Annotated in this window: 19 protein-coding genes; 17 read left to right on the top strand and 2 right to left on the bottom strand. The window is 68.2% G+C overall.

The features are described from left to right. The first annotated feature begins 47 nt into the window (after positions 1–47). The 6 genes from QO259_RS18420 (at position 48) to QO259_RS18395 (ending at position 7,497) form a co-directional block, all read left to right on the top strand. Positions 48–1,292: a thiamine pyrophosphate-dependent dehydrogenase E1 component subunit alpha gene (locus tag QO259_RS18420; RefSeq protein ID WP_285951106.1), complete on the top strand. Its 1,245-nt coding sequence runs from the start codon at positions 48–50 to the stop codon at positions 1,290–1,292. Continuing rightward, on the top strand, positions 1,289–2,266 hold the full coding sequence (locus QO259_RS18415; protein WP_285951105.1) for an alpha-ketoacid dehydrogenase subunit beta: 978 nt from the start codon (positions 1,289–1,291) through the stop codon (positions 2,264–2,266). The genes QO259_RS18420 and QO259_RS18415 overlap by 4 nt, the downstream gene beginning before the upstream one ends. A 152-nt stretch (positions 2,267–2,418) precedes the next feature. Next, positions 2,419–3,627, top strand: a complete 1,209-nt coding sequence (locus QO259_RS18410) for a biotin/lipoyl-containing protein (protein ID WP_285951104.1) — start codon at positions 2,419–2,421, stop codon at positions 3,625–3,627. Then, on the top strand, positions 3,564–4,154 hold the full coding sequence (locus QO259_RS18405; protein WP_353057332.1) for a 2-oxo acid dehydrogenase subunit E2: 591 nt from the start codon (positions 3,564–3,566) through the stop codon (positions 4,152–4,154). The genes QO259_RS18410 and QO259_RS18405 overlap by 64 nt, the downstream gene beginning before the upstream one ends. 9 nt (positions 4,155–4,163) lie before the next feature. Beyond that, positions 4,164–5,987, top strand: a complete 1,824-nt coding sequence (locus QO259_RS18400) for a protein kinase domain-containing protein (protein ID WP_285951103.1) — start codon at positions 4,164–4,166, stop codon at positions 5,985–5,987. A gap of 166 nt (positions 5,988–6,153) precedes the next feature. Then, positions 6,154–7,497, top strand: coding sequence for a sodium-dependent transporter (locus tag QO259_RS18395; protein ID WP_285951102.1), 1,344 nt, complete (start codon positions 6,154–6,156; stop codon positions 7,495–7,497). A gap of 279 nt (positions 7,498–7,776) precedes the next feature. Here QO259_RS18395 and QO259_RS18390 read toward each other — a convergent pair whose 3' ends face one another. Continuing rightward, complete coding sequence (locus QO259_RS18390; RefSeq protein WP_035469655.1) at positions 7,777–7,965, bottom strand: PA3496 family putative envelope integrity protein; 189 nt, start codon at positions 7,963–7,965, stop codon at positions 7,777–7,779. Positions 7,966–8,309: 344 nt separating this feature from the next. Here QO259_RS18390 and hexR point away from each other — a divergent pair, with 344 nt between their 5' ends. From hexR to QO259_RS18335, 11 genes are all read left to right on the top strand, one after another. Beyond that, positions 8,310–9,176, top strand: coding sequence for a transcriptional regulator HexR (hexR, locus tag QO259_RS18385; RefSeq protein ID WP_035469657.1), 867 nt, complete (start codon positions 8,310–8,312; stop codon positions 9,174–9,176). A 384-nt stretch (positions 9,177–9,560) separates the two neighbouring features. Next, entirely contained in the window at positions 9,561–10,187 is a 627-nt protein-coding gene (gene imuA, locus QO259_RS18380) for a translesion DNA synthesis-associated protein ImuA (RefSeq protein WP_285951101.1), read from the top strand. Between the two features lie 4 nt (positions 10,188–10,191). Further along, on the top strand, positions 10,192–11,601 hold the full coding sequence (locus QO259_RS18375; RefSeq protein ID WP_285951100.1) for a Y-family DNA polymerase: 1,410 nt from the start codon (positions 10,192–10,194) through the stop codon (positions 11,599–11,601). After that, positions 11,598–14,879 (top strand): error-prone DNA polymerase, encoded by a 3,282-nt coding sequence (locus tag QO259_RS18370; protein ID WP_285951099.1) that lies wholly within the window; start codon positions 11,598–11,600, stop codon positions 14,877–14,879. Before QO259_RS18375 ends, QO259_RS18370 begins: the two co-directional genes overlap by 4 nt. Positions 14,880–15,198: 319 nt before the next feature. After that, positions 15,199–15,750, top strand: coding sequence for a ZapG family protein (locus QO259_RS18365; protein ID WP_207036686.1), 552 nt, complete (start codon positions 15,199–15,201; stop codon positions 15,748–15,750). 167 nt (positions 15,751–15,917) lie between these two features. Then, entirely contained in the window at positions 15,918–18,143 is a 2,226-nt protein-coding gene (uvrD, locus tag QO259_RS18360) for a DNA helicase II (protein WP_285951098.1), read from the top strand. Between the two features lie 156 nt (positions 18,144–18,299). Then, positions 18,300–19,076 (top strand): phosphate signaling complex protein PhoU, encoded by a 777-nt coding sequence (gene phoU / locus QO259_RS18355; RefSeq protein WP_207036688.1) that lies wholly within the window; start codon positions 18,300–18,302, stop codon positions 19,074–19,076. Between the two features lie 103 nt (positions 19,077–19,179). Beyond that, positions 19,180–19,908 carry a sulfate transporter CysZ gene (cysZ, locus tag QO259_RS18350; RefSeq protein WP_035476104.1) on the top strand — a complete coding sequence of 243 codons (729 nt, stop codon included), beginning with the start codon at positions 19,180–19,182 and terminating at the stop codon, positions 19,906–19,908. 7 nt (positions 19,909–19,915) lie between these two features. Next, the gene (locus tag QO259_RS18345) at positions 19,916–20,806 is read left to right on the top strand and encodes a ZIP family metal transporter (protein WP_285951097.1); all 891 of its coding nucleotides are present in this window, start codon (positions 19,916–19,918) and stop codon (positions 20,804–20,806) included. 446 nt (positions 20,807–21,252) lie between these two features. Continuing rightward, positions 21,253–21,864, top strand: a complete 612-nt coding sequence (locus QO259_RS18340; RefSeq protein ID WP_285951096.1) for a superoxide dismutase — start codon at positions 21,253–21,255, stop codon at positions 21,862–21,864. 196 nt (positions 21,865–22,060) lie between these two features. After that, positions 22,061–23,119: a siderophore-interacting protein gene (locus QO259_RS18335; RefSeq protein ID WP_285951095.1), complete on the top strand. Its 1,059-nt coding sequence runs from the start codon at positions 22,061–22,063 to the stop codon at positions 23,117–23,119. Positions 23,120–23,144: 25 nt separating this feature from the next. Here the strand turns inward: QO259_RS18335 and QO259_RS18330 are convergent, their stop codons facing one another. Continuing rightward, positions 23,145–24,014, bottom strand: a complete 870-nt coding sequence (locus QO259_RS18330; protein ID WP_285951094.1) for a M23 family metallopeptidase — start codon at positions 24,012–24,014, stop codon at positions 23,145–23,147. Positions 24,015–24,246 lie beyond the last annotated feature (232 nt).

The following is a 24,246-nucleotide window of genomic DNA, read 5'->3' as shown; positions in this document are numbered from 1 at the left end:
ACAAAGCGCATCGCTCTCTCGGCCATCTCGATTTCAGGAAGCGCCAGATGAAGACGACCCGATCCACGGCGAAGCCGGTCCACAAGCCCGTCTTCGCCAATGGCGACGATATCCAGATCCCCGTATTCACGCTGCTCAAGCCCGATGGCACCCTCTACGCCGGTGCGGGCCAGCCGAGCCTGGAACGCGACACGGCGCGGCGCCTCTACTGCGCCATGCTCTACACCCGGGTGCTCGACGAGCGCATGATGGTGGCCCAGCGCCAGGGGCGGCTCAGCTTCTACATGCAGTGCACCGGCGAGGAGGCCGCGGTGGTGGGCGCCACCGCGGCACTCGACGATGCCGACATGATCATGGCGCAGTACCGCGAACAGGGGGCGCTGGCCTACCGCGGCTTCACCACCGAGGCCTTCATGGATCAGCTGTTCGGCAACCAGGGCGACCCCGCCCACGGCCGCCAGATGCCGATTCACTACGGCTCACGTGAGCTCTACTACCTCACCATCTCGTCGCCGCTGGCGACCCAGATTCCCCAGGCCACCGGCTACGCCTACGGCCAGAAGCTGGCCGGCCAGGGCCACTGTACGCTGGCGATCTTCGGCGAGGGGGCGGCCTCGGAGGGGGACTTCCACGCCGCGCTCAACATGGCCTCGGTGCACAAGGTGCCGGTGATCTTCCTGTGCCGTAACAACGGCTACGCCATCTCCACCCCGGTCACCGAGCAGTTCGCCGGCGACGGCGTCGCCGCGCGCGCGTTCGGCTATCGCATGCAGTCGATCCGGGTCGACGGCAACGATGCCCTGGCGGTCTACGAGGCGACCCGCGAGGCCCGGCGGCTGGCGGTGGAGGAGAACGAGCCGGTGCTGATCGAGGCGATGACCTACCGCCTGGCGGCGCACTCCTCCTCCGACGACCCCTCCGGCTACCGCAGCAAGAAAGAGGAGGAGGCGTGGCGCAAGAAGGATCCGCTGCGCCGCCTGCAGCGCTGGCTGCTCGATCGCGGCTGGTGGGAGGAAGACGAAGAGCGCGAGCTGGTGGAGTCGCTGCGCCGTGAGGTGCTCGATACCATGAAGCGCGCCGAGAAGCGCCGCCCGCCGGCGCTGGAGACGCTGGTCACCGACGTCTACGCCGAGGTGCCGCCGGCGCTGCGCGAGCAGTTCGAGACGCTGGTGGCGCATGTGCGGCGCCACCCGGAGGCCTATCCGCGCAGCGCGCCCTGGCTCGATACCGACCAGGCCGATGAGGCGCTGCGGGGTGATGCTTCGACCAATGGTGGGGAGGCACGCCCATGAGCCGCATGAATCTGCTCCAGGCGATCAATAACGCGCTGGATACCGCCATGGCGGCGGACCCGCGGGTACTCTGCTTCGGTGAGGACGTGGGCGTGTTCGGTGGGGTCTTCCGTGCCACCAGCCATCTGCAGGAGAAGTACGGCCGCGAGCGCTGCTTCAACACCCCGCTGGTGGAGCAGGGCATCGTCGGCTTCGCCAACGGGCTGGCGGCCCAGGGCTCGGTGCCGGTGGCCGAGATCCAGTTCGCCGACTACATCTTTCCGGCGTTCGACCAGATCGTCAACGAGAGCGCCAAGTTCCGCTACCGCTCCGGCAGCCTGTTCGATGTCGGCGGGCTCACCATCCGCGCCCCCTACGGCGGCGGTATCGCTGGCGGCCACTACCACTCGCAGTCGCCGGAGGCCTATTTCGCCCACACCCCGGGGCTGACCGTGGTCGTGCCACGCAATCCGCACCAGGCCAAGGGGCTGCTGCTGGCCGCGATCCGCTCGCCGGACCCGGTCATCTTCTTCGAGCCCAAGCGCCTCTACCGCGCCGCCGTGGGCGAAGTGCCGGACGAGGACTACCAGCTGCCGCTGCGCCAGGCCGAGGTGATCAAGGCCGGCGAAGACATCACCCTGCTCGCCTGGGGCGCCCAGGTCGAGGTGGTCGAGCAGGCGGCGGAGATGGCCGAGGAGGCGGGTATCTCGTGTGAAATCATCGATCTGCGCACCATCGTGCCGTGGGACGTGGAGACCGTGGCCAGCTCGGTGCTGAAGACCGGGCGGCTGGTGGTGAGCCACGAGGCACCGCTGACCGGCGGTTTCGCCGCCGAGATCGCGGCCACCATCCAGAGCCGCTGCTTCCTCTACCTGGAGTCGCCGATTGCGCGGGTCACCGGGCTCGATACGCCGTTTCCGCTGACGCTGGAGAAGGAGTACATGCCCGGGCCCCTGAAGGTGTTCGAAGCGATCCAGCAGACGATGGATTTTTAGGCTATGTACGAAAAGTCGGCGAGCGATGACCAGACAAGGCAAAAATCAGCGAAAAGACGGAGTTTACGGGGTGTAAATGAGTACTTTGAGCTGTTTTTTAACGCCGTATGGTCGAGCACAGGCAGGTTTCGTACAAAGCCGAGGAGGGTGAGATGAGCGATTTCCTACTACCCGATCTCGGTGAAGGCATCGTCGAGTGCGAAGTGGTCAAGTGGCTGGTCGCCGAGGGCGACAGCATCGCCGAGGATCAGCCGGTGGTCGAGGTGAGCACCGACAAGGCGGTGATGGAGATCACCGCGCCCGACGCCGGGCGGGTGACCCGGCTCTATTGCGGCGAGGGGCAGACCGCCCGCGTGCACGCGCCGCTGTTCGCCTATGTCGTCTCGGAGGACACGGCGACGCACACCGACAGTGCCGCCGCCAGCCCGGCAGCCCGCGCGCCCGCGCCTGAGGCGGCCACCCCCGACACGGAAATTCCGCAGCCGCCTGCGCCGCAGGACGAACAGACGCCGCAGGACGAACAGGCGCCACTGAACGAACCGACGCTGCAGGACGAGCCGGCCCCCGCCGCGGCCAAGCCTTTCCTGCTGCCCGATCTCGGCGAGGGCATCGTCGAGTGCGAGGTGGTGGCGTGGCAGGTCGCGGAAGGCGAAGAGATCGCCGAGGATCAGCCGGTGGTCGAGGTGAGTACCGACAAGGCGGTGATGGAGATCACCGCGCCCGAGGCGGGGCGCCTGGCGCGGCACCACTGCCAGGTCGGCGAGAGCGCCCGGGTGCATACGCCGCTGTTCACCTATCACCCCGCGACGAGCGAAACGTCCACCGCTTCCGGCACGACAACCGACACGGTCCCTGGTGCGGCAGCCGATGTCTCGCAGTCGGCCTCGCAGTCGACCGCATTGGCGAGTGTTTCACGTGGAACCTCGGCGCCCGCGGCATCGCCGACTGGGCGGCGGCGTATTCCCGCCAGCCCGGCGGTGCGCCGGCGGGTGCGCGAGCTGGGGCTGACACTCGATGAGATCCCCGGCAGCGGCAAGGATGGCCGCGTGCTCAAGGAGGACGTGCTGGCATTCCAGCAGCGCCGTGACAGTGCCGCCGAGACAGCGCAGCCTGCGGCCGAGCGCGGCGACGAGAATCAGAGCCAGGCCCAGAGCCAACCCCCGACCGCTGGCGAGCCAGCGGCGGAGGATCGGATCGAGCCGCTCAAGGGCATCCGCGCGGTGATGGCGCGGCGCATGAGCGAGGCCGCGGCGAGCATCCCCACTTCGCCTACGGCGACGAGTTCGATGTCACCGAGCTGCTGGCCCTGCGCGAGCGGCTCAAGGCCAGTTTCGCCGAGCGCGACGAGCGGCTCACCCTGATGCCGCTGCTGATGAAGGCGCTGGCGCTGGCGGTGAGCGAGTTCCCGCTGCTCAACTGCCGCTTCGATGCTGACGCCGAGGCGATCCACTATCAGCCCGGGTGCCATATCGGCATGGCGGTGGATAGCCAGAGCGGCCTGCTGGTGCCCAACGTCAAGCATGTGGAGACGCTGAGCCTGCGTCAGGTGGCGGCCGAGGTCGAGCGCCTGACCCGGGCCGCGCGGGAGGGCCGGGTCGCGCCGGCGGATCTCAAGGGCGGCACCATCAGCATCTCCAACATCGGCGCGCTCGGCGGCACCTACGCTATGCCGATCATCAACGCGCCGGAAGTGGCGATCGTCGCCCTCGGTCGGGTGCAGCGGCTGCCGCGCTTCGATGCCGAGGGACGGGTGGTGGCGCGCTCGATCATGACCGTGACCTGGTCCGGCGACCACCGCGTGCTCGATGGCGGCACCATGGCGCGCTTCTGCAACCGCTGGAAGGGCTACCTCGAAGCGCCGGAGAGCATGCTCGCCGAGCTGCGCTGAGTCGATCCCATGACCTCCGAGCCGACGGGACTGCAGCAGTTCTATATCCCCGAGGAGCAGTCGGTCTACCTGCTCAGCCAGAGCCAGGCGCGCCAGCTGCGCGCCTGGATCGCCCGCTGCTGCCGCCAGCTGACCCAGATCGGATATCGCGACGTCGAGCTGATCGGCAAGGGCGCCTACGGCTTCGTCTTCGCCGGCATCGAGGCGGGTGGCGCCAGCCACGTGTTCAAGTTCACCCGCCAGAATCTGCCCCAGGCGTTCCACGAGCGCCTCGAGGAGGAGGCGTTCATGCTCGAGCAGGTCGAGCATCCCCGGGTGCCGCGGCTGATCGCCTATCGCACCCTGCGCCATCAGGCGATGCTGGTGATGCAGCGCGCCCCCGGGGTCAATCTGGAGGAGTACTCGCTGCGCCACGGGCGCCTGCCGGCGCGGCTGATCATCGCCATCGCCGCCCAGCTCGCCGATATCCTGCGCGCGCTGCGGCGCGATGCCGAGCAGGGGCGCATCGTGGTCCACGGCGACATCAAGCCCTCCAACCTGATGTTCGACCCGCAGAGCGGGCACATCGCGCTGATCGACTGGGGCTCTTCGGTCTTCGCCCAGCTCGATGCCGCGGGCCAGTTCCTGTCGCGCCATGTGATGGCGCTGATGTCCGACGACCTGCAGCACACCAATGCGCGCATGGGCGACGTTTACTATATCGGCGAGGCCCAGCTCAACGGCGCGCTATCGTCGCCGCGCTTCGACGAGCAGGGTGCCGCGGCGACCCTCTATGCCCTGGCCTCGGCGCAGTCGAGCCGCTTCGGCCGTGCCACCATCCCCGCCACCGCGCTGGGCCTGCCGGTGGAGTTCGCGCGCCTGCTGGATGCCATGCTCGCCGACGACCCCAGACTGGCGCGCCGCGCCGGGGACTATTTCCTCGCCCATATGCCGCGGATCGCCCGCACCCGGCTGCCCGAGGTCGCCTCTCCCGCGGAGACACCGCTGGTGCCGGTGTGGGTACGTTCGCTGGAGCAGGAGATCGAGACCGTGGTCTACAGCTCGCGCAAGGCCTTCCTGCGCGAGGACGCGCGCCAGGAAGGGCGCGACGAGGACGCCCTGCGGGCGGTCAACGACGTGCAGCTCGACCGCTACTACAAGCACTTCATGCAGGGCATGGGCGATCTCGAGAAAGCGTTCCTGGTCGCGGTGGGTCGGCTCGGCCGCTATCCGGTGGTGGGCGGGCTGGCGCTGCGCTGGAGTGATGCCGGGGTGGAGGTCGACACCTCGCTGAGCCTGCACGAGAGCGAACTGCGCAGCGCCTTCGTCGCCGCGGTTAACAATATGGTCACCCTGGCGCGGGCGATTCATCGCCCCGAGGGCGTGTTCAAGGCGTGTCTGTTCAATGCCCGGCGCACCCTGCACATCGACCGCGACGACCCTGCCCAGCCGTTCGTGCCCAAGCCCGGCTGGGCGATCCCCTACGAGGTCAGCCCCACGCCGGAGCTGGAGGACACCAGCCGTGAGCACTCCTATTTCGAGGATGGCCCCGACCCGGAAGAGTTCCTGCGCCTACCGCCGGTGATGATCGAGGCGCTGTCACGCCTCAACGCCATCCACCACACCGGAATGATCATCTTCGAGGCGCTGCCGACCCATCTCAAGATTCACAGCCACTACCGCCTGCTCGATCCGGCCCGCGAGGGGGAGTTTCGCCAGTGTCTGGAGACGCTGCTGGCGGCGGTGCCGGAGATCGACGGCCTGGGGGTCTCCGGCTACATGAAGATGCCCTACAAGAACGCCCGGCACTTCGCCCATCGGGCGCATCTGCCGGAGCGCTTTCATCCTCGCTGAGACGGTGCTTTAGCGAGGAGATTCCGGGTTTTTTCCCCGTTTTTTATCGCTTTTCCCGCGTCACACGGGATCAACAATGCGCGAGTCGCTATAATCCGCGCGGAAAATAAGAAGCCCCGGCCGGCCCGGTGGACTTCCAACAACACATCCAGTCGATGGTGAACTCATGGCCAAATCCCACACCCATGCGCAGTGGTCCTCTCGCACGGCCTTCGTCCTGGCGGCGACCGGCTCGGCGGTCGGGCTCGGCAATATCTGGAAATTCCCCTACATGGTGGGCGACAGCGGCGGCGCCGTGTTCGTGCTCGTCTACCTGGTGTGTATCGCGCTGATCGGGCTGCCGATCCTGGTCTCCGAGTGGCTGCTCGGCCGCCGTGGCCAGTCCAACCCGATCAACACCATGCAGACGCTCAGTCGCAAGGAGAAGAAATCGCCGGACTGGGTGCTGGTGGGGATCGCCGGCGTGCTCGGGTCGTTCCTGATTCTCTCTTTCTACAGCGTGGTCGGCGGCTGGTCGCTCAACTACACCTGGAGCACGCTCAGCGGTGATCTCGGCCGCTCCAGTGGGGTCAGCGTGGGTGACTACTTCACCACCCTGCTGGGCCAGCCGGGTACGCTGCTGCTGTGGCACACGCTGTTCATGCTGCTGACCTTCGGCATCGTCGCCGGCGGGGTCAAGGGCGGCCTGGAGCGCGCCGCCAAGTGGCTGATGCCGTTGCTGATCGTGGCGCTGATCGTGCTGATCGGCTTCGGCATGACCACTTCCGGCTTCGGCCAGGCGGCCACCTTCATGTTCTCCCCCGACTGGAGCAAGCTCAACGGTGGGGTCATCCTCGCCGCGCTGGGGCATGCCTTCTTCACCCTGTCGCTGGGCATGGGCATCATGATGGCCTATGGCTCCTACCTGGGGCAGGACGTCGATCTGATCAAGACCGCGCGTACCGTGGTGATCCTGGATACGGTGATCGCCCTCGGCGCCGGCATGGCGATCTTCCCGGTGGTCTTCGCCAACAATCTCGACCCCAGCGCCGGCCCGGGCCTGCTCTTCGTCACCCTGCCGCTGGCGTTCATCGACATGCCCTGGGGGCTGGCGTTCGGCACCATCTTCTTCGCCCTGCTCACGGTGGCCGCGCTGACCTCGGCGATCTCGCTGCTGGAGCCGGTCACCGAGTTCCTCGAAGAGCGCACGCCGCTGTCGCGACTCGGTTCGGCGTTCGTCGCCGCCCTGGCGACCTGGAGCCTGGGGATCGCCGCGCTGCTGGCGTTCAACCTCTGGTCCGGCTTCCAGCCGTTCGGCTTCAACGTCTTCGATCTGCTCGATGCCCTCACCAGCAAGCTGATGCTGCCGCTGACCGGGCTCGCGGTGATCGTCTTCACCGCCTGGTTCCTGGACAGCGACGACGTCAAGCAGGAGCTGGGCCTGGGGCCGAAAGGACGCGTGCTGTGGCACTACGTGTCGCGTTACGTCGCCCCCATCGGCGTCATCGTGGTGTTCTTCAACAGCCTCTGATGCTCGGAAGCGCTTGAGTTTCGAAAGCGCCTGTTTTCACAAGCTGAAAGACGCATACGGCCGGGGCCCGGGGGCATGATGCTCCCGGGCCCCGGTGTCGTTTTCGCCGATTTTTTGTCTCAGCCACGCGCCCCGGTCTGGCCGTCGCTCGCTGACTTTTCGTACAAATCCTAGCGCCGGCATCGGCGCGAAAGAAGGGGTAGGGCAGCGGCCGCGTGGCGCTGCCCCGAGGGCCAGACACCCCCTCAGCGGGGCGTCTGGTGTGCCGAATGGATCGCCCTAGTCGGGCAGCTCGGCGATATGCTGCTGTAGACGGCGCCTCTCCGCGCGCTGTTCGATACCGCGACGCGCCTTCAGGTAGCGTACCGCGGCGCGACGCTTGCGCTGCTCGTGCTCGTCGACTTCGAGATGCATGAAAATGTCGAAAATTTCGCTCTTCAGGGCGTGAAGATTTTCAATGTCCTTCATTGATCGAATCTCCTGGCATCCTCAGGTCATCGGGTTGGGTGCCCGATATGCATACTATACCCAACTTTACAAGATCATGACGTCCGACTTTTTTCCCTTTTTCGGCGCCCGGTGGGCGCGTGATCCCACCCGGCGAGTGGGGCATACTTAGGGTTCGTACGAAAAGTCGGCGAGCGAAGGTAAGACAAGGCAAAAATCGACGAAAAAGCGGAGTTTACGGGGTGTAAATGAGCATTTTGAGCCGATTTTTAACGCCGTATTGCCGAGCGCAGGCAGTTTTCGTATAGACCCTAGCCACCCCACGCTAAAGCGAGACCGATAATGCTGCGATACGAGGGACGGGCATGAGCCGTTCGCTGTTCGACGAACTGCGTGTGCACATGGATCGCCTGCGGCGCTCCGAGCAGAAAGTCGCCCGTTTCGTGCTGCGCCACCCCGAAGAAGTGATCCTGATGCGGATCACCGATCTCGCCAGCGAAGCCCAGGTGAGCGAGCCGACGGTGGTGCGCTTCTGCCGCGCCATGGGCATGGCCGGTTTCCAGGAGTTCAAGCTCAAGCTGGCCCAGATGATGGCCAAGGGCAGCCAGTACGCGCAGTTCTCGCTGACCGATGCCGAGAGCGTCTCCGAGTTCTCCCACGGTATCTTCGATACCACCATCGAGACCCTCGAGCAGGTACGCGACAGCCTCGACAACGAGGCGCTGGGCCGCGCGATCGCCGCGCTGGCGGTGGCCAATCGGGTCGAGTTCTACGGCTATGGCGCCTCCGGCGTGGTCGCCGCCGACGCCCAGCACAAGTTCTTCCGCCTGCAGATCCAGACCTCGGCCTACGCCGATCCGCACATGCAGGCGATGTCGGCGGCGACGCTGAAGGTCGGCGACGTGGTGGTGGCGATCTCCCAGACCGGACGCACCCGGGCGCTGCTGGCCAGCGCCAAGACCGCGGTCAAGGCCGGCGCCACGGTGATCGGGCTGTGTCCCAGCGACTCGCCGCTGGCCCACGAGGTGAGCCTGGTGCTGCCGGTGGACGTGCAGGAGGACACCGAGGTCTATATCCCCATGACCTCGCGTATCGCGCATCTGTTGACCATCGACGTGCTGGCGGTGGGCGTGGCCAAGAATCGCGGCCCGCAGATCAGCGACCAGCTCAAGGCGATCAAGCGCAGCCTGGGCACGCTGCGGGTGCCCAATACCCCCTCGTCTTCGGCCTGACGCACACGCCTTCTCGGTTCCGCGCTCTCGGACGCCGTGCTCTCGAATCCCGCTCTCTCTGTCTTCTCTCCGCCTTTTCTCTGCTCCCCCGGCGCTTGCCGGGCCGCGCCCGTGCGGTCCATGCGTTCGTTCGGGACTCGTTCGCTCAGACGCGCTCTGCCGGCGCGGCGCCCTTCGCTGCCGGGCCAAGGCATGTCACAAATACTGTATATATAGACAGTATTTGGGTTTGTGAGCGACACTATCCCCTTCGAAGGCCAGGGGGATGTCGCCCATGTCTGAGTGTCATCGTCAGCTTTGCCGCCACGTTGCCGCGAGCTGCCGCCTCCGGTGTACCTGGCGTTGCCAGTGCCAGTGCCAGTGCCATTGCCGGAGCCGCGGGCGGTGAGTGCGCTCGATCGGCTGCTCGATAGCCGCGTCGTCTGGCGCGCTCAGGAGAGCGCCGCCGAGTCTCCCGCCAGCGCGGTCGCCAGTGGCCACCCGACGCTGGATGCGGCACTCCCGGCGGGCGGCTGGCCGCGCGGGGCGATCAGTGAGCTGCTCTGTAGCGGTGCCGGCAGCGGGGAGCTCGCGCTGCTGTGGCCGCTGCTGGCACGTCTGACTCGCGAGCAGCGCCCGGTGGTGCTGGTGGCGCCGCCGGCGCTGCCCTATCCGGCGGCCTGGCGGCGCGCCGGGGTCGAACTCGACCACTGCCACTGGCTCGACGTGAGCGGGCGCGAAGCGCTCTGGGCCACCGAGCAGTGCCTGCGGGCCGGCTGCTGTGCGGCGGTGCTGGCGTGGCTGCCGCAGGCCGATGCGCGGGCGCTACGTCGGCTGCAGGTGGCCGCGGCGAGTGGCGATACCCTGGGCTTCGTGCATCGGCCGCTGGCGCGCGCCAGCGAGGCCTCACCGGCGGCGCTACGGCTGCGCCTCCATCCGCCGGGCACCGGGCGCACGCCGGCGCTGGAAGTGCTCAAGTGCCGCGGCGGGTGGCCGCGTGCCACGCACATCGCCCTCGAAGCGGGGGCGTGACGCCGTGAGCTGGGCCTGTCTGCTGTTTCCGCGGCTGGCGCTGGAGGGGGCGCTGCGCCGGCGTGACGACCCCACGGCGCCTTTCGCGCTGCTCGAGGGCGCGCCGCCGCGCCAGCGCATTCGTGCCGCGAATCAAGCCGCACGCGACCAGGGGGTCAAACCCGGCCAGCCGCGCGGGCTGGCCGAGGCGTTCTGCCCGGCGCTTGACTGCGCCCCGCTGGAGGCCGCGGCGGTGGAGCGCTGGCGCCAGCGTCTGGCCGCCTGGGCCTATGCCTACAGTGGGCAGGTGAGTCTCGACTATCCGCATGCGCTGGTGTTCGAGGTCGCCAGCAGTCTGGCTCTGTTCGGCCCCTGGCCGGCATTCGAGGCGCGGCTACGTGGCGAGCTCGCCGCCCTGGGGTTTACCCACCGCCTGGTGGTGGCGCCCAATCCGGCGGCGGCGCGGGTGCTGGTCAATGCCCACGACGGCCTGGCAGTGGACGACGCCGGGCTGGAAGCGGCGCTGGCGAGACTGCCGCTGGCGCGTAGTGGGCTGGCGGCGGAGAGCGTGCAGACCTTGAACCGCAGCGGCTTCCGCCGGCTCGGCGAGCTGTTCACGCTGCCGCGCCCGGCACTGGCGCGGCGCTTCGGCGGCGGCGTAATGCGCCATCTCGGCGAGCTGCGCGGGGAGTGGCCGCTGGCGCTGGCAGTCTATCGCCCGGCGACGCACTTCTCGCGCAGCTTCGAGTTCGAGCGCCCGGTGCACGCCATCGCCGGGCTGGCCTTTCCGCTCAAGCGCCTGCTGCAGGAGCTGAGCGCTTTCCTGCGCGGCCAGGATGCCGGGGTCGAGCGTTTCAGCCTGGTGCTGGGGCTGGAGGGTGGCCCGGCGCAGCGCTTCGAGGTTGGCTTGCTGGCCCCCCAGCGCGACGCCGAGACGCTGCTCGAACTGACCCGCGCGCAGCTCGAGCGGGTGCGTCTTGAAGGGCCGGTGCTGAGCGTGACCCTGGCGGCCTCGCGGTTCACCCCCTACGCCCCGGTGCGCCGCGAGCTGCTGGCCGGCCCCGCGCGCCAAGCCCAGGTCTGGGCGGCGCTGCATCAGCGGCTGGTGGCGCGGCTGGGCGAGGCGGCGCTGAAGCCGCTGGTCGAGCATCGCGAGCACCGCCCCGAGGCCGCCGTGTTCGCCGCCGCCGGGCCGCGCGCCACCGACACCCCCGAGGCCCGATTGCGTCCCGGCTGGCTGCTCGCCGAGATGACGCCGGCGGAGCCCGGTATCGCCCGGCTGCTGGCCGGGCCTGAGCGGATCGAGAGCGGCTGGTGGGATGGTGACGACGTGCGTCGCGATTACTATCTGGCCGAGTGGCACGATGGCCGCCATGCCTGGGTCTGGCGCGAGCCCGGCGGTGAGGGCTTCCATCTGCACGGGTGGTTCGGATGAGCCGCCCGCCTGCCTGGTCGCCCGGCGATGCCGCCAACGATGCCGCCAACGATGCCGGCGCGGCCGCCCACGGCGACGAGACAACGGGCTCCGGCGCGGCTACGGGCGCCCATGATGAGACAACGCCCCCGGGTGCGGCTGCGGGCGCCCACGAATCGCCGGGCCACGAGGCCAACGCCTACGCCGAGCTGCACTGTCTCTCCGCCTTCAGCTTCCAGCGCGGTGCCTCCACCGCGGACGAACTGTTCGCCCGCGCCGCGCGGCTTGGTTATCACTCGCTGGCGATCACCGACGAGGCGACCCTGGCCGGCATCGTGCGTGCCTGGCAGGCCGCCAGGGCCCACGGGGTGCGCCTGATCGTGGGTGCCGAACTGCGTAGCGAGAGCGGCCTCAAGCTGGTGCTGCTGGTGGAGAACCGTCACGGCTATGCCCAGCTGTGCGGGCTGCTGACGCGGATTCGCGGCCGCGCGCCCAAGGGTGAGTACCGGCTCTACGACAGCGACCTGGCCGCGCTCGACGGCGGTGCCGGCCTGTTCGCGCTGTGGCTGCCGGGCGACAGCGCCACGCTCGCGGCAGGCGCGCGCCTGGCCGGTTACTTCCCCGGCCGGCTGTGGCTGGCAGCGGAGCTGCACTACGGTTTCACCCAGGGGCTCGACGATGCTGCCCGGCTAACCCGCTGGCAGGCCCTGGCGGCAACGCTGAAGATACCGCTGGTGGCCGCGGGCGATGTGCACATGCACGCCCGCGGGCGGCGCGCGCTGCAGGACTGCCTGACCGCGATCCGCCAGCACCAGAGCGTGTTCGAGGCCGGCGATACGCTGTTCCCCAACGGCGAACGCCATCTGCGTACGCGTGCCGCGCTGGCAGCGATCTACCCCGCCGAGCTGCTGGCGGAGAGCGTGGCACTGGCGGCACGCTGCCACTTCGATCTCGGCGAACTCGAGTACACCTATCCCCATGAAGTGGTGCCGGCGGGGCAGACTCCGGCGGCGTGGCTCGCCGAGCTGACCCGCCAGGGCGCACGGCGGCGCTGGCCCGATGGCGTACCGGAGACGGTGCAGCGTCAGCTCGACCACGAGCTCGCGCTGATCACCGCGCTGGGTTACGAGCACTACTTCCTGACCGTGCACGACATCGTCGCCTTTGCCCGCGGCGAGGGCATCCTGTGCCAGGGGCGCGGCTCGGCGGCCAACTCGGCGGTCTGCTTTGCCCTCGGCATCACTTCGATCGACCCGGCCCATAGCGCGCTGCTGTTCGAGCGCTTCATCTCGCCGGAGCGCAACGAGCCGCCGGACATCGACGTCGATTTCGAGCATGCCCGCCGCGAGGAGGTGATCCAGTACGTCTTCCGCCGCTATGGCCGCCAGCGTGCGGCGTTGACCGCGGTGGTCAGCCACTATCATGCCGCCGGCGCGATCCGCGATATCGGCCGCGCGCTGGGCTTCGCCCCCGAGCGTATCGACCAGCTGGCGCGCTGTGCCGGGCGCTGGAGCGATGAGATACCCGATGCGGCGCGCCTGCGCGAGTACGGCTTCGTCCCCGAAGAGCCGCCGCTGCGGCGGCTGTTGGTGCTGGCCGCGAGCCTGATCGGTTTTCCGCGCCATCTGTCCCAGCACCCCGGCGGCTTCGTCATCTCGGACGCCCCGCTCGATACCCTGGTGCCGGTGGAGAACGCGGCCATGGCCGAGCGTACCGTGATCCAGTGGGACAAGGACGATCTCGATCTGGTCGGGCTGATGAAGGTCGACGTGCTCGCCCTGGGCATGCTCACGGTGCTGCGGCGCAGCTTCGACCTGCTGCGCCGCCACCGCGGCCTCGACTACGGCCTGGCGGACCTGCCCGCGGAGGACCCCGAGACCTACGCCATGATCCAGCGCGCCGACACCCTGGGCGTGTTCCAGATCGAGTCCCGCGCGCAGATGGCGATGCTACCGCGGCTGAAGCCGGCCACCTTCTACGATCTGGTGATCGAGGTGGCGATCGTGCGCCCGGGGCCGATCCAGGGCGACATGGTGCACCCCTATCTCAAGCGGCGCAGCGGCGAAGAGCCGATCACCTACCCCTCGGCGGAGGTCGAGGCGGTGTTCGCGCGCACCCTCGGCGTGCCGCTGTTCCAGGAGCAGGTGATGGCGCTGGCGGTGGCGGCGGCCGGCTACACCCCCGGTGAGGCGGACCAGCTGCGCCGCTCGATGGCGGCGTGGAAGCGCCACGGCGGGCTCGAACACCACCGCCAGCGGATCGTCGAGGGCATGCTGGCGCGGGGCTATACGCAGGCGTTCGCCGAGCGCCTGTTCGAGCAGATCAAGGGCTTCGGCAGCTACGGCTTCCCCGAATCCCACGCCGCCAGCTTCGCCCTGCTCACCTATGCCAGCTGCTGGCTCAAGTGCCACGAGCAGGCGATCTTCGCCTGTGCGCTGATCAACAGCTGGCCGATGGGCTTCTACTCGCCCGATCAGGTACTACAGGACGCTCGCCGCCACGGGGTCGAGGTGCGCCCGGTCGATATTCGCCTGAGCCAGTGGGAGAGCACCCTGGAACCGGTGGACGAACACGTCGGCGCGGACACCGGCGAGCTGGCGATCCGCCTCGGTCTGCACATGATCCAGGGGCTCGCCGAGGCCGATGCCGAGCGCCTGCTGGCGGCGCGCGACACGCCCGGCTGCGATAGCGTGGCGCGGCTGGCCGCGCGTGCCGGGGTCAAGCCGGCGGTGATGTCGCGGCTGGCCGATGCCGGTGCCCTGGCGGCGCTCGTCGGTGACCGCCACCAGGCGCGTTGGGCGGTGGCGGGTATCGAGACCACGCTGCCGCTGTTCGGCGAGCTGGAGGGGGAGGAGGCGGCGCTCGCGCTGCCGCCCATGGCGGTGGCCGAGGCGGTGCGCGCCGACTACGCCAGCGTCGGCACGACGCTGGGCCCGCACCCGCTGGCGCTGCTGCGCCAGGCCCGCGGCCTCGGCGGGGTGGTGGACTCGCGCCGTCTGGCCACGCTGCCCGGCGATATCGGGGTCAACGTGGCCGGGTTGGTGGTCGGGCGCCAGCGCCCGGGCTCGGCCAAGGGTGTGACTTTTCTCACCCTCGAGGACGAGTTCGGGCTGGTCAACGTGGTGGTGTGGAAGCGGCTCGCCGAGCGCTACCGCCGCGTGCTGCTGGAGGCGCGCCTGCTGCGGGTGGTGGGGCGCCACGAGTGTCATCAGGGCGTGCGCCATGTCATTGCCCGGCGCCTGATCGACCTCAGCGCGCTGCTCGACGGCCTCGCCCCGCGCAGCCGCGACTTTCATTGAGTCGATGTCACTCTGGGCCGATGCCACTGAACCGAAGCCCACGGCGAGACCTGTCGGGCTGGCCGACGGTGGCTGAATTATGCTTAGGTAAGGAACCATAAGTGCTCGCTTTCGGTCTCTTGAGAACGCTGCATAAATGCCTGCGCTAGCGAATCGCTGCGTTGCGTGGTACTCGAACACTCGCCTAACCCCCTGTTATGTCTCGTGTTCTGTGTTCCATGCGCCTTGCGCTTCATCTCGCTCGTCGATTTATTCAGCGTTTCTCTTATGGCCGGGGCACGAGCGCCCGATTTCATCGATAACCGAGAGGCAGCGGAGTATGGAGAGCATTGGCGTAGGGCCCTGGATCGCGATCGTCGTGGCGGTGGGCGCCGTGGGCGTGCTGGTGGGTTACTGGCTGGGGGCCAAGCTCGGAGGGCACAACACCGAGCCGATGCGCGAACTGCATCGTGAGCAGAAGGCCTACAAGGACGAGGTGCGTGAGCATTTCGAGCAGGTCTCGGCCACTATGACGCGCATGGTCGAGGACTACCGCGACCTGTACCACCACGTGGCCAAGGGGGCCGAGAAACTCGCCGATATGCACCATGAAACCGTGATCGAGCCGCCGCCCAAGCCCGAAGCCATCACCCGCCAGCGTGCGGCCTCCGACAGCGAGAGCGACGCCGGTGCCGCCCGCCGCGCCTCGGCCACGCCGACCACCCAGGCCGCCGCCGAGGCCAGCGCCGGGCCCGCCGGCACCACCCACGACCACGGCAAGCCGCTGGACGCCAAGCAGCAGGCTCCGGGCTCGTCGACGCCCTCGGCCACCGAGCGCCCGCAGGACGCCGCCATCCGCGCTGCCGCCGAGGACGCCGCGAGCAAGCGCTGAGCGTGGCCCGGCGCCCGCAGCGGGCGCCGGGGCAAACGGCGGCTGTGGTAGACTGGTAGTTCGTTGCGCGGCCGTCATATGAGCAGGCCGGCACGTGCCTTCGGGCCGTGCCGGCCTGCGTGTGGCCGCGCCGGCCGCTTCTCCAACCGCAGGTCTCGCAGCTCTCCATGGACGACGTCTCGGCACTCATCGACTCCCTCAACGCCAACCAGCGCGACGCCGTGGCCGCCGCGCCCGGCAACATGCTGGTGCTGGCCGGCGCCGGGTCGGGCAAGACCCGGGTGCTGGTGCATCGCATCGCCTGGCTGTTGCAGGCCGAGGGTGTCTCGCCCTACGCCATCCTGGCGGTGACCTTCACCAACAAGGCGGCGCGCGAGATGCGTACCCGTCTGGAGGCGCTGCAGGGCGTCTCGCTGCGCAGCCTGTGGGTGGGTACCTTCCACTCCATCGCTCACCGTCTGCTGCGCACCCACTGGCACGATGCGCGCCTGCCGCAGCACTTCCAGATCATCGACAGCGACGATCAGCTGCGGCTGGTCAAGCGCCTGCTGCGCGACCACGGCGTCGACGATGAACGCTTCCCGCCCAAGCAGGTGCAGTACTTCATCAGTGGCTGCAAGGAAGAGGGCCTGCGCCCGTCCCAGGTCGCCACCCACGGTGACGCCTACATGGCGCAGATGGTCGATCTCTACGAGCGCTATCAGTTGACCTGCGAGCGCGGCGGGCTGGTCGATTTCGGCGAGCTGCTGCTGCGCAGCCTGGAGCTTCTGCGCGACAACGCGGCGCTGCTCAAGCACTACCGCGAGCGCTTCGGGCATATCCTGGTCGATGAGTTCCAGGACACCAACACCCTGCAGTACGCCTGGCTCAAGCTGCTCGCCGGCACCGAAGGCGACGGCGAGAGCGCCTGCATGACGGTGGTCGGCGACGACGACCAGTCGATCTACGGCTGGCGCGGCGCGCGGGTCGAGAACATCCGCCGCTTCGAGAGCGAATTCCGCGACACGCGCACGGTGCGCCTGGAGCAGAACTACCGCTCCACCAGTGCCATTCTGGATGCCGCCAACGCCCTGATCAGCCACAACACCGGGCGCATGGGCAAGGAGCTGTGGACCGACGGCGACGCCGGCGACAAGATCTCGGTCTACGCCGGTTTCAACGATCTCGACGAGGCGCGCTTCATCGTCGACACCATCAACGAGCAGCACCGCAACGGCCACGCCCGGCGCGAGATGGCGGTGCTCTACCGCTCCAACGCCCAGTCGCGGGTGATCGAGGAGGCGCTGATCCGCAGCGGCGTGCCGTACCGCATCTACGGCGGCCAGCGCTTCTACGAGCGGCTCGAGATCAAGAACGCCCTGGCCTATCTGCGCCTGCTGCTCAACCGCGAGGACGACGCCTCGCTGGAGCGGGTGATCAACGTGCCGGCGCGGGGCATCGGCACGCGCACGGTCGAGATCCTGCGCATGCGCGCCCGCGATACCGGCGTCTCGCTGTGGCAGGCGCTCCACGACAGCCTGGGCGATGCCACCCTCAAGGGGCGCGCCGGCAACGCGGTCAACGCCTTCGCCGAGCTGATCGAACGGCTCGACAACGACACCGCGGGGATGGCGCTGCACGAGATCATCGATCACGTGATCACGCTCACCGGGCTGGTCGAGCATCACCGCAACGAGAAGGGCGAGAAGGGCCAGGCGCGGGTCGAGAACCTGGAGGAGCTGGTCAACGCCGCGCGCGCCTTCCAGCAGAGCGAAGGCAACCCGATCGACCTGCAGGAGGCCGGTGAGGGCGCGGCGGCACTGGAGCCGTTCCTGGCCGAGGCGGCGCTCAACGCCGGCGACCACGAGGCCGACGAGTTCGAGGACTGCGTGCAGATGATGACGCTGCACTCGGCCAAGGGACTGGAGTTCCCGGTGGTATTCGTCGCCGGCATCGAGGAGGGGCTGTTCCCGCACAAGATGTCGCTGGAGGAGCCGGGGCGTCTCGAGGAAGAGCGCCGGCTCTGCTATGTCGGCCTGACCCGGGCGATGCGCAAGCTCTATCTCACCTACGCCGAGATTCGCCGCCTGCACGGCCGCGAGACGATGGCGCGGCCGTCGCGCTTTCTGCGCGAGATCCCCGAGGCGCTGCTCGAGGAGGTCCGTCTGCGCGGCCAGGTGTCGCGTCCGGTGACCTCGCGGCCGAGCGTCGGCGTGGCGCGCCAGCAGAGCGTCGAGGGTGGCGACGAGCTGCCCTCGCTGGCCCTGGGCCAGCGTGTCAGCCACCCGCTGTTCGGCGAAGGGGTGATTCTGGACGCCGAAGGCGAGGGCGCACGCGCCCGGGTCCATGTCAGCTTCGAGGGCGAAGGCGACAAGTGGCTGGTGCTGGGCTTTGCCAAGCTGACGCCGCTGTGACCGCCAGAGCGCTGTAATGACCAGAGCGCTATGATCGCCGGGCCGGTGTCATATGCTTGCAATAAAATCGCGGCACCATGCTGCGATAGGTGGTAATACGCCCACGCCGTCCGCGTACGGCCATCGCCCTGACGTCTCGTCCTTTCGGAGCCCTCGATGGATATCACCAGCGATACCCACAGCCAGCACATCTCGCAGCAGTTCAACCAGGATCTCGAAGCGCTCAAGAGCCAGCTGATGGCCATGGGTGGCCTGGTCGAAAAGCAGCTGCAGGAATCCATCTCGGCGCTGCTCGAAGGGGACAGTACGCTGGCCACCCGCGTGCGCGACAACGACACCAGCGTCAACGACCTGCAGCTCAAGATCGACGAGGAGTGCGTGCGCATCCTGGCCCGGCGCCAGCCGGCGGCCTCCGACCTGCGTCTGGTGATCGCGGTGATCCGCGCCACCAACGACCTCGAGCGCATGGGCGACGAAGCCAACAAGATCGCCCGCAACGCCATCGATCTGATCGATGCCGGGCGCATCCCCCAGGGTAGCGTCGAGATCCGCCACATCAGCGAGCACGTGCGCCGCATGCTGCGCGACGCCCTGACCTCCTTCGCTCGCTTCGATACCGATCTGGCGCTGAGCGTGCTGCAGGAAGACGACTCGGTGGATACCGAGTACACCTCCGCCATGCGCTCGCTCTCCACCTTCATGATGGAAGACCCGCGCTCGATCAGCGGCATTCTCAACGTGATGACGGTGCTGCGCGCCCTCGAGCGGATCGGCGACCATGCCGACAACCTGGCCGAGCACGTGGTCTATCTGGTCAAGGGCCGCGATATCCGCCACACCTCGATCGACAAGCTCGATGCCGCCTCGCTGGGCCAGAGCGGCCCGGCGGAAAAGCACAGCATCAAGCGCGACGACAAGCCCGACCAGGGCTGAGTCGGGCGATTGCCCCCGCCGTGACGCCAGGCTAGCTTGCCGGGGGCGCGGACTGTGTTAGCTTGTCGATCTTGCAACGCACTGTCCGGATGGCGGAATTCGAATGATCTACTCCCTGCAAGCGATCGTCCGTGGGACCCGGCTGGTACTCGAACCGGGCCTGCGGCGCTTCGTCATCGGCCCGATCGTGGTCAACCTGCTGCTCTACGGCGGCGCCATCTACTATCTGATCGGCAACTTCGGCGGTTGGCTCGACTACGGCATGCGCCAGGTGCCCAGCTGGCTCGAGTGGCTGGAGTGGCTGATCTGGCCGCTGCTGGTGGTCGCGCTGGTGCTGATGGTGTTCTTCACCTTCACCCTGGTCTCCAACCTCATTGCGGCACCGTTCTACGGCTTTCTCGCCGAAAAGGTGGAGACTCGCCTCACCGGGCGCCCGCCCAGCGACGAGCGCGGCTGGATCAAGACCGGCGTCGACGCCCTGGGGCGCGAGCTGGTCAAGCTGGGCTACCTGCTGCCGCGCATGGCGCTGCTGTTCCTGCTCGGCTTCGTGCCCGGGCTCAACCTGATCACCCCCTTCCTGTGGGCGGCGTTCTCCGCCTGGATGATGGCGATCCAGTATCTCGACTACCCCATGGACAACAACCAGGTCGCGTTCACCGACATGCGCCGACGGCTGCGCGCGCGCTGGTGGCCGACCCTCACCTATGGCGGCTGCATGTCGCTGGCGACCTGGGTGCCACTGCTCAATCTGGTGCTGCTGCCGGGCGGTGTGGCCGGCGGGGTGATGCTGTGGGACCGCTACTACCGCTCTCTTCCCGTGCCGGCGCGCTGAGGTCGATATGTCGGATCTGCGTGATGTCGTGAGTTGGCAGCGTGGCCTCGGGGCGCTGCTGCTGGTGGCCGCCATACTGCTGGCGGGGGTCTCTCTCACCGGCCTGCACGAGAGCTTCGCCGCGCTGGGCAATGTCCAGGCGGGGATTCTGGCGAGCCTGATCGCGGGGTTGTTCACCCCGGTGGGGGCGCTGCCGATTCTGCTGCTGCGGCGCATCAGCCAGCGGCTGGAGGATTCACTGATGGGCTTCGGCGCCGGCGTGATGCTGGCGGCCACCGCCTACTCGCTGATGCTGCCGGGGTTCGAGGAGGCGCTGACGCTGAGCCGCAGCCAGTGGCCGGCGCTGGCCATCGTCTGCGCCGGCATGACCCTGGGCGGAGTCACCATCCTGGCGATCGAGCGCCTGCTGCCCCACGAGCACTTCGCCCTGGGCAAGCAGAGTGGGGCCGATGCGCTGCAGATTCGGCGTATCTGGCTGTTCGTGCTCGCCATCACCATCCACAACTTCCCCGAGGGGGTGGCGGTGGGTGTGGGCTACGGCACCGGCGACGTCTCCGCCGGGCTGGCGCTGACGCTGGGGATCGGCATCCAGAATCTGCCCGAGGGGCTGATCGTGGCGCTGGGCTTGATCGCCATCGGCTATTCACGCGGCATGGCGCTGCTGGCGGCACTGATCAGCGGTCTGGTGGAGCCGGTCGGCGGTATCGTCGGCGCGCTGGCGGTCAATCTGGCCTCGGCGCTGCTACCGGTGGGGCTGGCCTTTGCTGCCGGTGCCATGCTGTTCGTGATCAGCCACGAGGTGATTCCCGAGTCGCACCGCAAGGGCCACGAGAGCTTCGCCACCGCCGGCGTGCTGCTGGGGTTCATGCTGATGTTCGTGTTCACCCAGGTGCTGTGAGCGGCGTCTGGCAGCGCGGCGGGGCGGTCATGCACGTGCCCGACACGCAGGCCCGGAAAAAAACCCGCCCACGGGGTTGAAAGCGCCCCTGGGGCACGCCATGTAGGTGGTGTAAGACGACATTTTTGCCAAGTCGCTCCGCGTCGGGCGGCTTTGTAAAAGGCACTGAAGATCAGCAGGTTAGCGTCAAAAAGGCAGGGCGCCAGACGGTGCCGATCGGTTTGACACCGCCGCGCGCTGCTCACTATGGAAGCGCTGAATAAATCGCCGAACGAGATGAAGGGCAAGGCGCCCGGAACGCAGAAAGCGAGACATAACATTGGGTTAGGCGAGCTTTCGAGTACCGCGTAACGCAGCCACTCGCTCGTGCAGGCATTTATGTAGTGATTCCACTATTGTTATTCACCCGCGAGGCGCCCGTGCCTCTTGAGAAAGGGAGTTTGATCATGGCTCATAGCTTACCGTCACTGCCGTACGCCTACGACGCGCTGGAACCCAAGATCGATGCGATGACGATGGAGATCCACCACTCCCGTCACCATCAGACCTACGTCAACAACCTGAATGCCGCGCTGGAAGGCACCGGGCTGGAAGACGTGCCGGTCGACAAACTGATGGCCGACATCGACAAGGTGCCGCAGGACAAGCGCCAGGCGGTCATCAACAACGGCGGCGGCCACGCCAACCACTCGCTGTTCTGGACCGTGATGTCCAAAGATGGCGGCGGTGCCCCGACCGGCAAGGTCGCCGAGGCGATCGACAGCGAACTCGGCGGCTACGAGAACTTCAAAGAGGAGTTCAAGAAGGCGGCCACCGGTCGTTTCGGTAGCGGCTGGGCGTGGCTGGTGGTGACCCCGGAGAAGAAGCTCAAGGTCATCAACACCCTCAACCAGGACAGCCCGCTGATGGACGGCCTGACGCCGATCCTGGGTCTGGACGTGTGGGAGCACGCCTACTACCTGAAGTATCAGAACAAGCGCCCGGACTACATCGCGGCCTTCTTCGACGTCATCAACTGGGATGAGGTCAACCGCCGCTACGCCGAAGCGACTGCCTGATCGGCTCACCGCGCCCGGCACGCAGCCGGGCTACGTGACCCTGCCATGCCCCCGCCTCGACGGGGGCATGCTGCGTCTGGGGCCTGTATCCCGACACGCCATGTCTGCTAGGCTGTCGCTCGATGCTGGCGCTCGCCGGCCCGCCTTGTGACGCCTCCTCGCGTTTCCCGCGCCATCCCGCTGACGGTTCGACATCATGACTGCACTTCGCTGCGATGCCACACTGACGCTTACTGATGTAAATAATTTTCAATCGCGCCTGAGAGCCTTTCTGGATGAGTACGATGTCGGCTATCGCAGTGAAGGTGCCAGCATCGTGGTCGAGCTGCCCGGCGGCGAGGCGAGCTTCACCGCTATCCGGGTCGGCCTGCGCCTGGCGGCGTGTGCCGCCACCCGCGACGGCCTGGAGACGCTGCGCAGCGTGATCGAGCACTATGCGACGCTGTTCGCCGGCGACAACGCCGTGCCATTGCACTGGCATGGCGATGTCGTTGCCGCGCCGACCTTCGCCAACTTCCGCGAGATGCGCGTGGTCAAGAGCGAGGCGCTGTCGCCGAGCATGCGCCGGCTGACCCTGGCCGGTGAGGACCTGGCGCGCTTCGACCACGACGAGGAGTGGCACGTGCGCCTGCACTTTCCGCCGCCGGGGCTGGCGCGGCCGCAGTGGCCGCGACCGACGGAGGAGGGCGCCACGCTGTGGCCGCCGGAAGAGGTGCGCGCGGCGATCCGCTACTACACCATCCGGCGCCTGGATCGCGAGCGCGGCGAGGTCGAGATCGACTTCCTGCTGCATGCGGCGCCGGGGCCGGGCGGTGACTTCGCCCGCCGCGCCCGGCCCGGCGATCTCTGCGGTATGGCCGGGCCCTACGGGCGCGGTGTCGCCAGCGCTGCGCACTATCTGCTGGCGGGGGACGAAACCGCGCTGCCGGCGATCTCACGCCTGCTCGAGACGCTGCCGGCCGCGGCGCGCATCGAGGCGTGGCTGGAGGTCGAGTCGCCGGCGGATCGGCTCACGCTGCCGGCTCACCCCGGCGCGCATTTGCACTGGTGCTATCGCTGCCAGGGCCACGCCCCCAGCGAACAGCTCGCCAGCGCGGTGGTCGCGGCGCTGCCGACGGCGGACAGTGACCGCTTCGTGTGGTTCGCCGGCGAGGCCGAGGTCAGCCAGCGCCTGCGCAAGCGCTTGAAGCAGGAGTTCGCCCTGGCCAAGGGGCAGCATCTGATCACGGGTTATTGGAAGCGCGAGGCGGGTTGAGCGGTGGGCTGTCGGCTCACCACGCCTAGCGCGTGCGCTCGAGCACCAGCAGCGGATCGATACGCGTATCGAACCAGTTCATGCCCCAATGCAGGTGCGGCCCGGTGGCCCGACCGGTGGCACCCACCGCGCCGATCACCTCGCCCTGGTCGACGTGCTGGCCCACCGCGACGTCGATCCGCGACAGATGCAGGAAGTTGGAGCTGATGCCGTAGCCGTGGTCGAGCAGCACGGTGCCGCCGGTGAGGTAGAGGTCGTCGGCGAAGGTGATCACGCCGCTGGCCGGCGCCTTTACCGGGGTGCCGGTGGCGGCGGCGATATCCATGCCCGAGTGGGCCGAGCCGGGGGTGCCGTTGTAGACCCGCTGATTGCCGAAGCGCCCGCTGATGCGCCCCTTCACCGGCCAGATGAAGGCCTCGGCGAAGCCGACCCGATCGTCGTCACGCTGGCGCTGGGCGCTCACCGCGGCCTGCTCGCGGGCGATGCGGGCGGCGATCTTGGGCGGCGGCGAGACCGTCTTCGGCGGCACGCCATCGATACGTTCGATCGGCCAGTCGCGCGGGGTGATCGCCACCGACGCCTGCTGCTGTCGGCCATCCGGGGTGACGATCTCGATCGACTGCGCGCCCTGGGCGTCGCGGCCGACGCCGAACACCACAGTACCGTAGCCGGTGACCCGCAGCGTGTGCCCCGCCACCCGTACCTGGCTGCCCGGCGGCACCCGCCCGATCACCACCGAGCCCTGTTCGACGCTGGCGGGGAAGGTGATCGCGACCGGTGCCGCCACGCCAGCGGCGGCCCACAGCCATAGCGTCGCGGCCAGGAGCAGGGCGCTTGCAGCGCGATACGGGTGGCGTCCAGTGGGGCGAGATCGCAGGCGGGTGATCGGCAGCATGGGTACGGCGCTCCGGCAGAGAGAAAGGCGCCCATCTTAACCTGTCGTTGCTGCAGGTCTGGAGCGCCTGTTGTAGCCGGTAAACGAAGTGGGCCGGTGGCAGGACGTCGCGAGGACGCTGTAAACCCCTCCCTGGGCGCTAACTTTGCCATCCCTGGCAAAGGACCCTCGCTTTGCTCTGCCACCGGCGCCCATTGTCGGAGGGTTAGGAAATTAGCGCTTGAGTCGTGAT

The organism is Salinicola sp. JS01, assembly GCF_030284585.1.
In the GTDB taxonomy this organism is placed as follows: domain Bacteria; phylum Pseudomonadota; class Gammaproteobacteria; order Pseudomonadales; family Halomonadaceae; genus Salinicola.
This window is presented reverse-complemented; position numbering and strand designations above follow the sequence as displayed.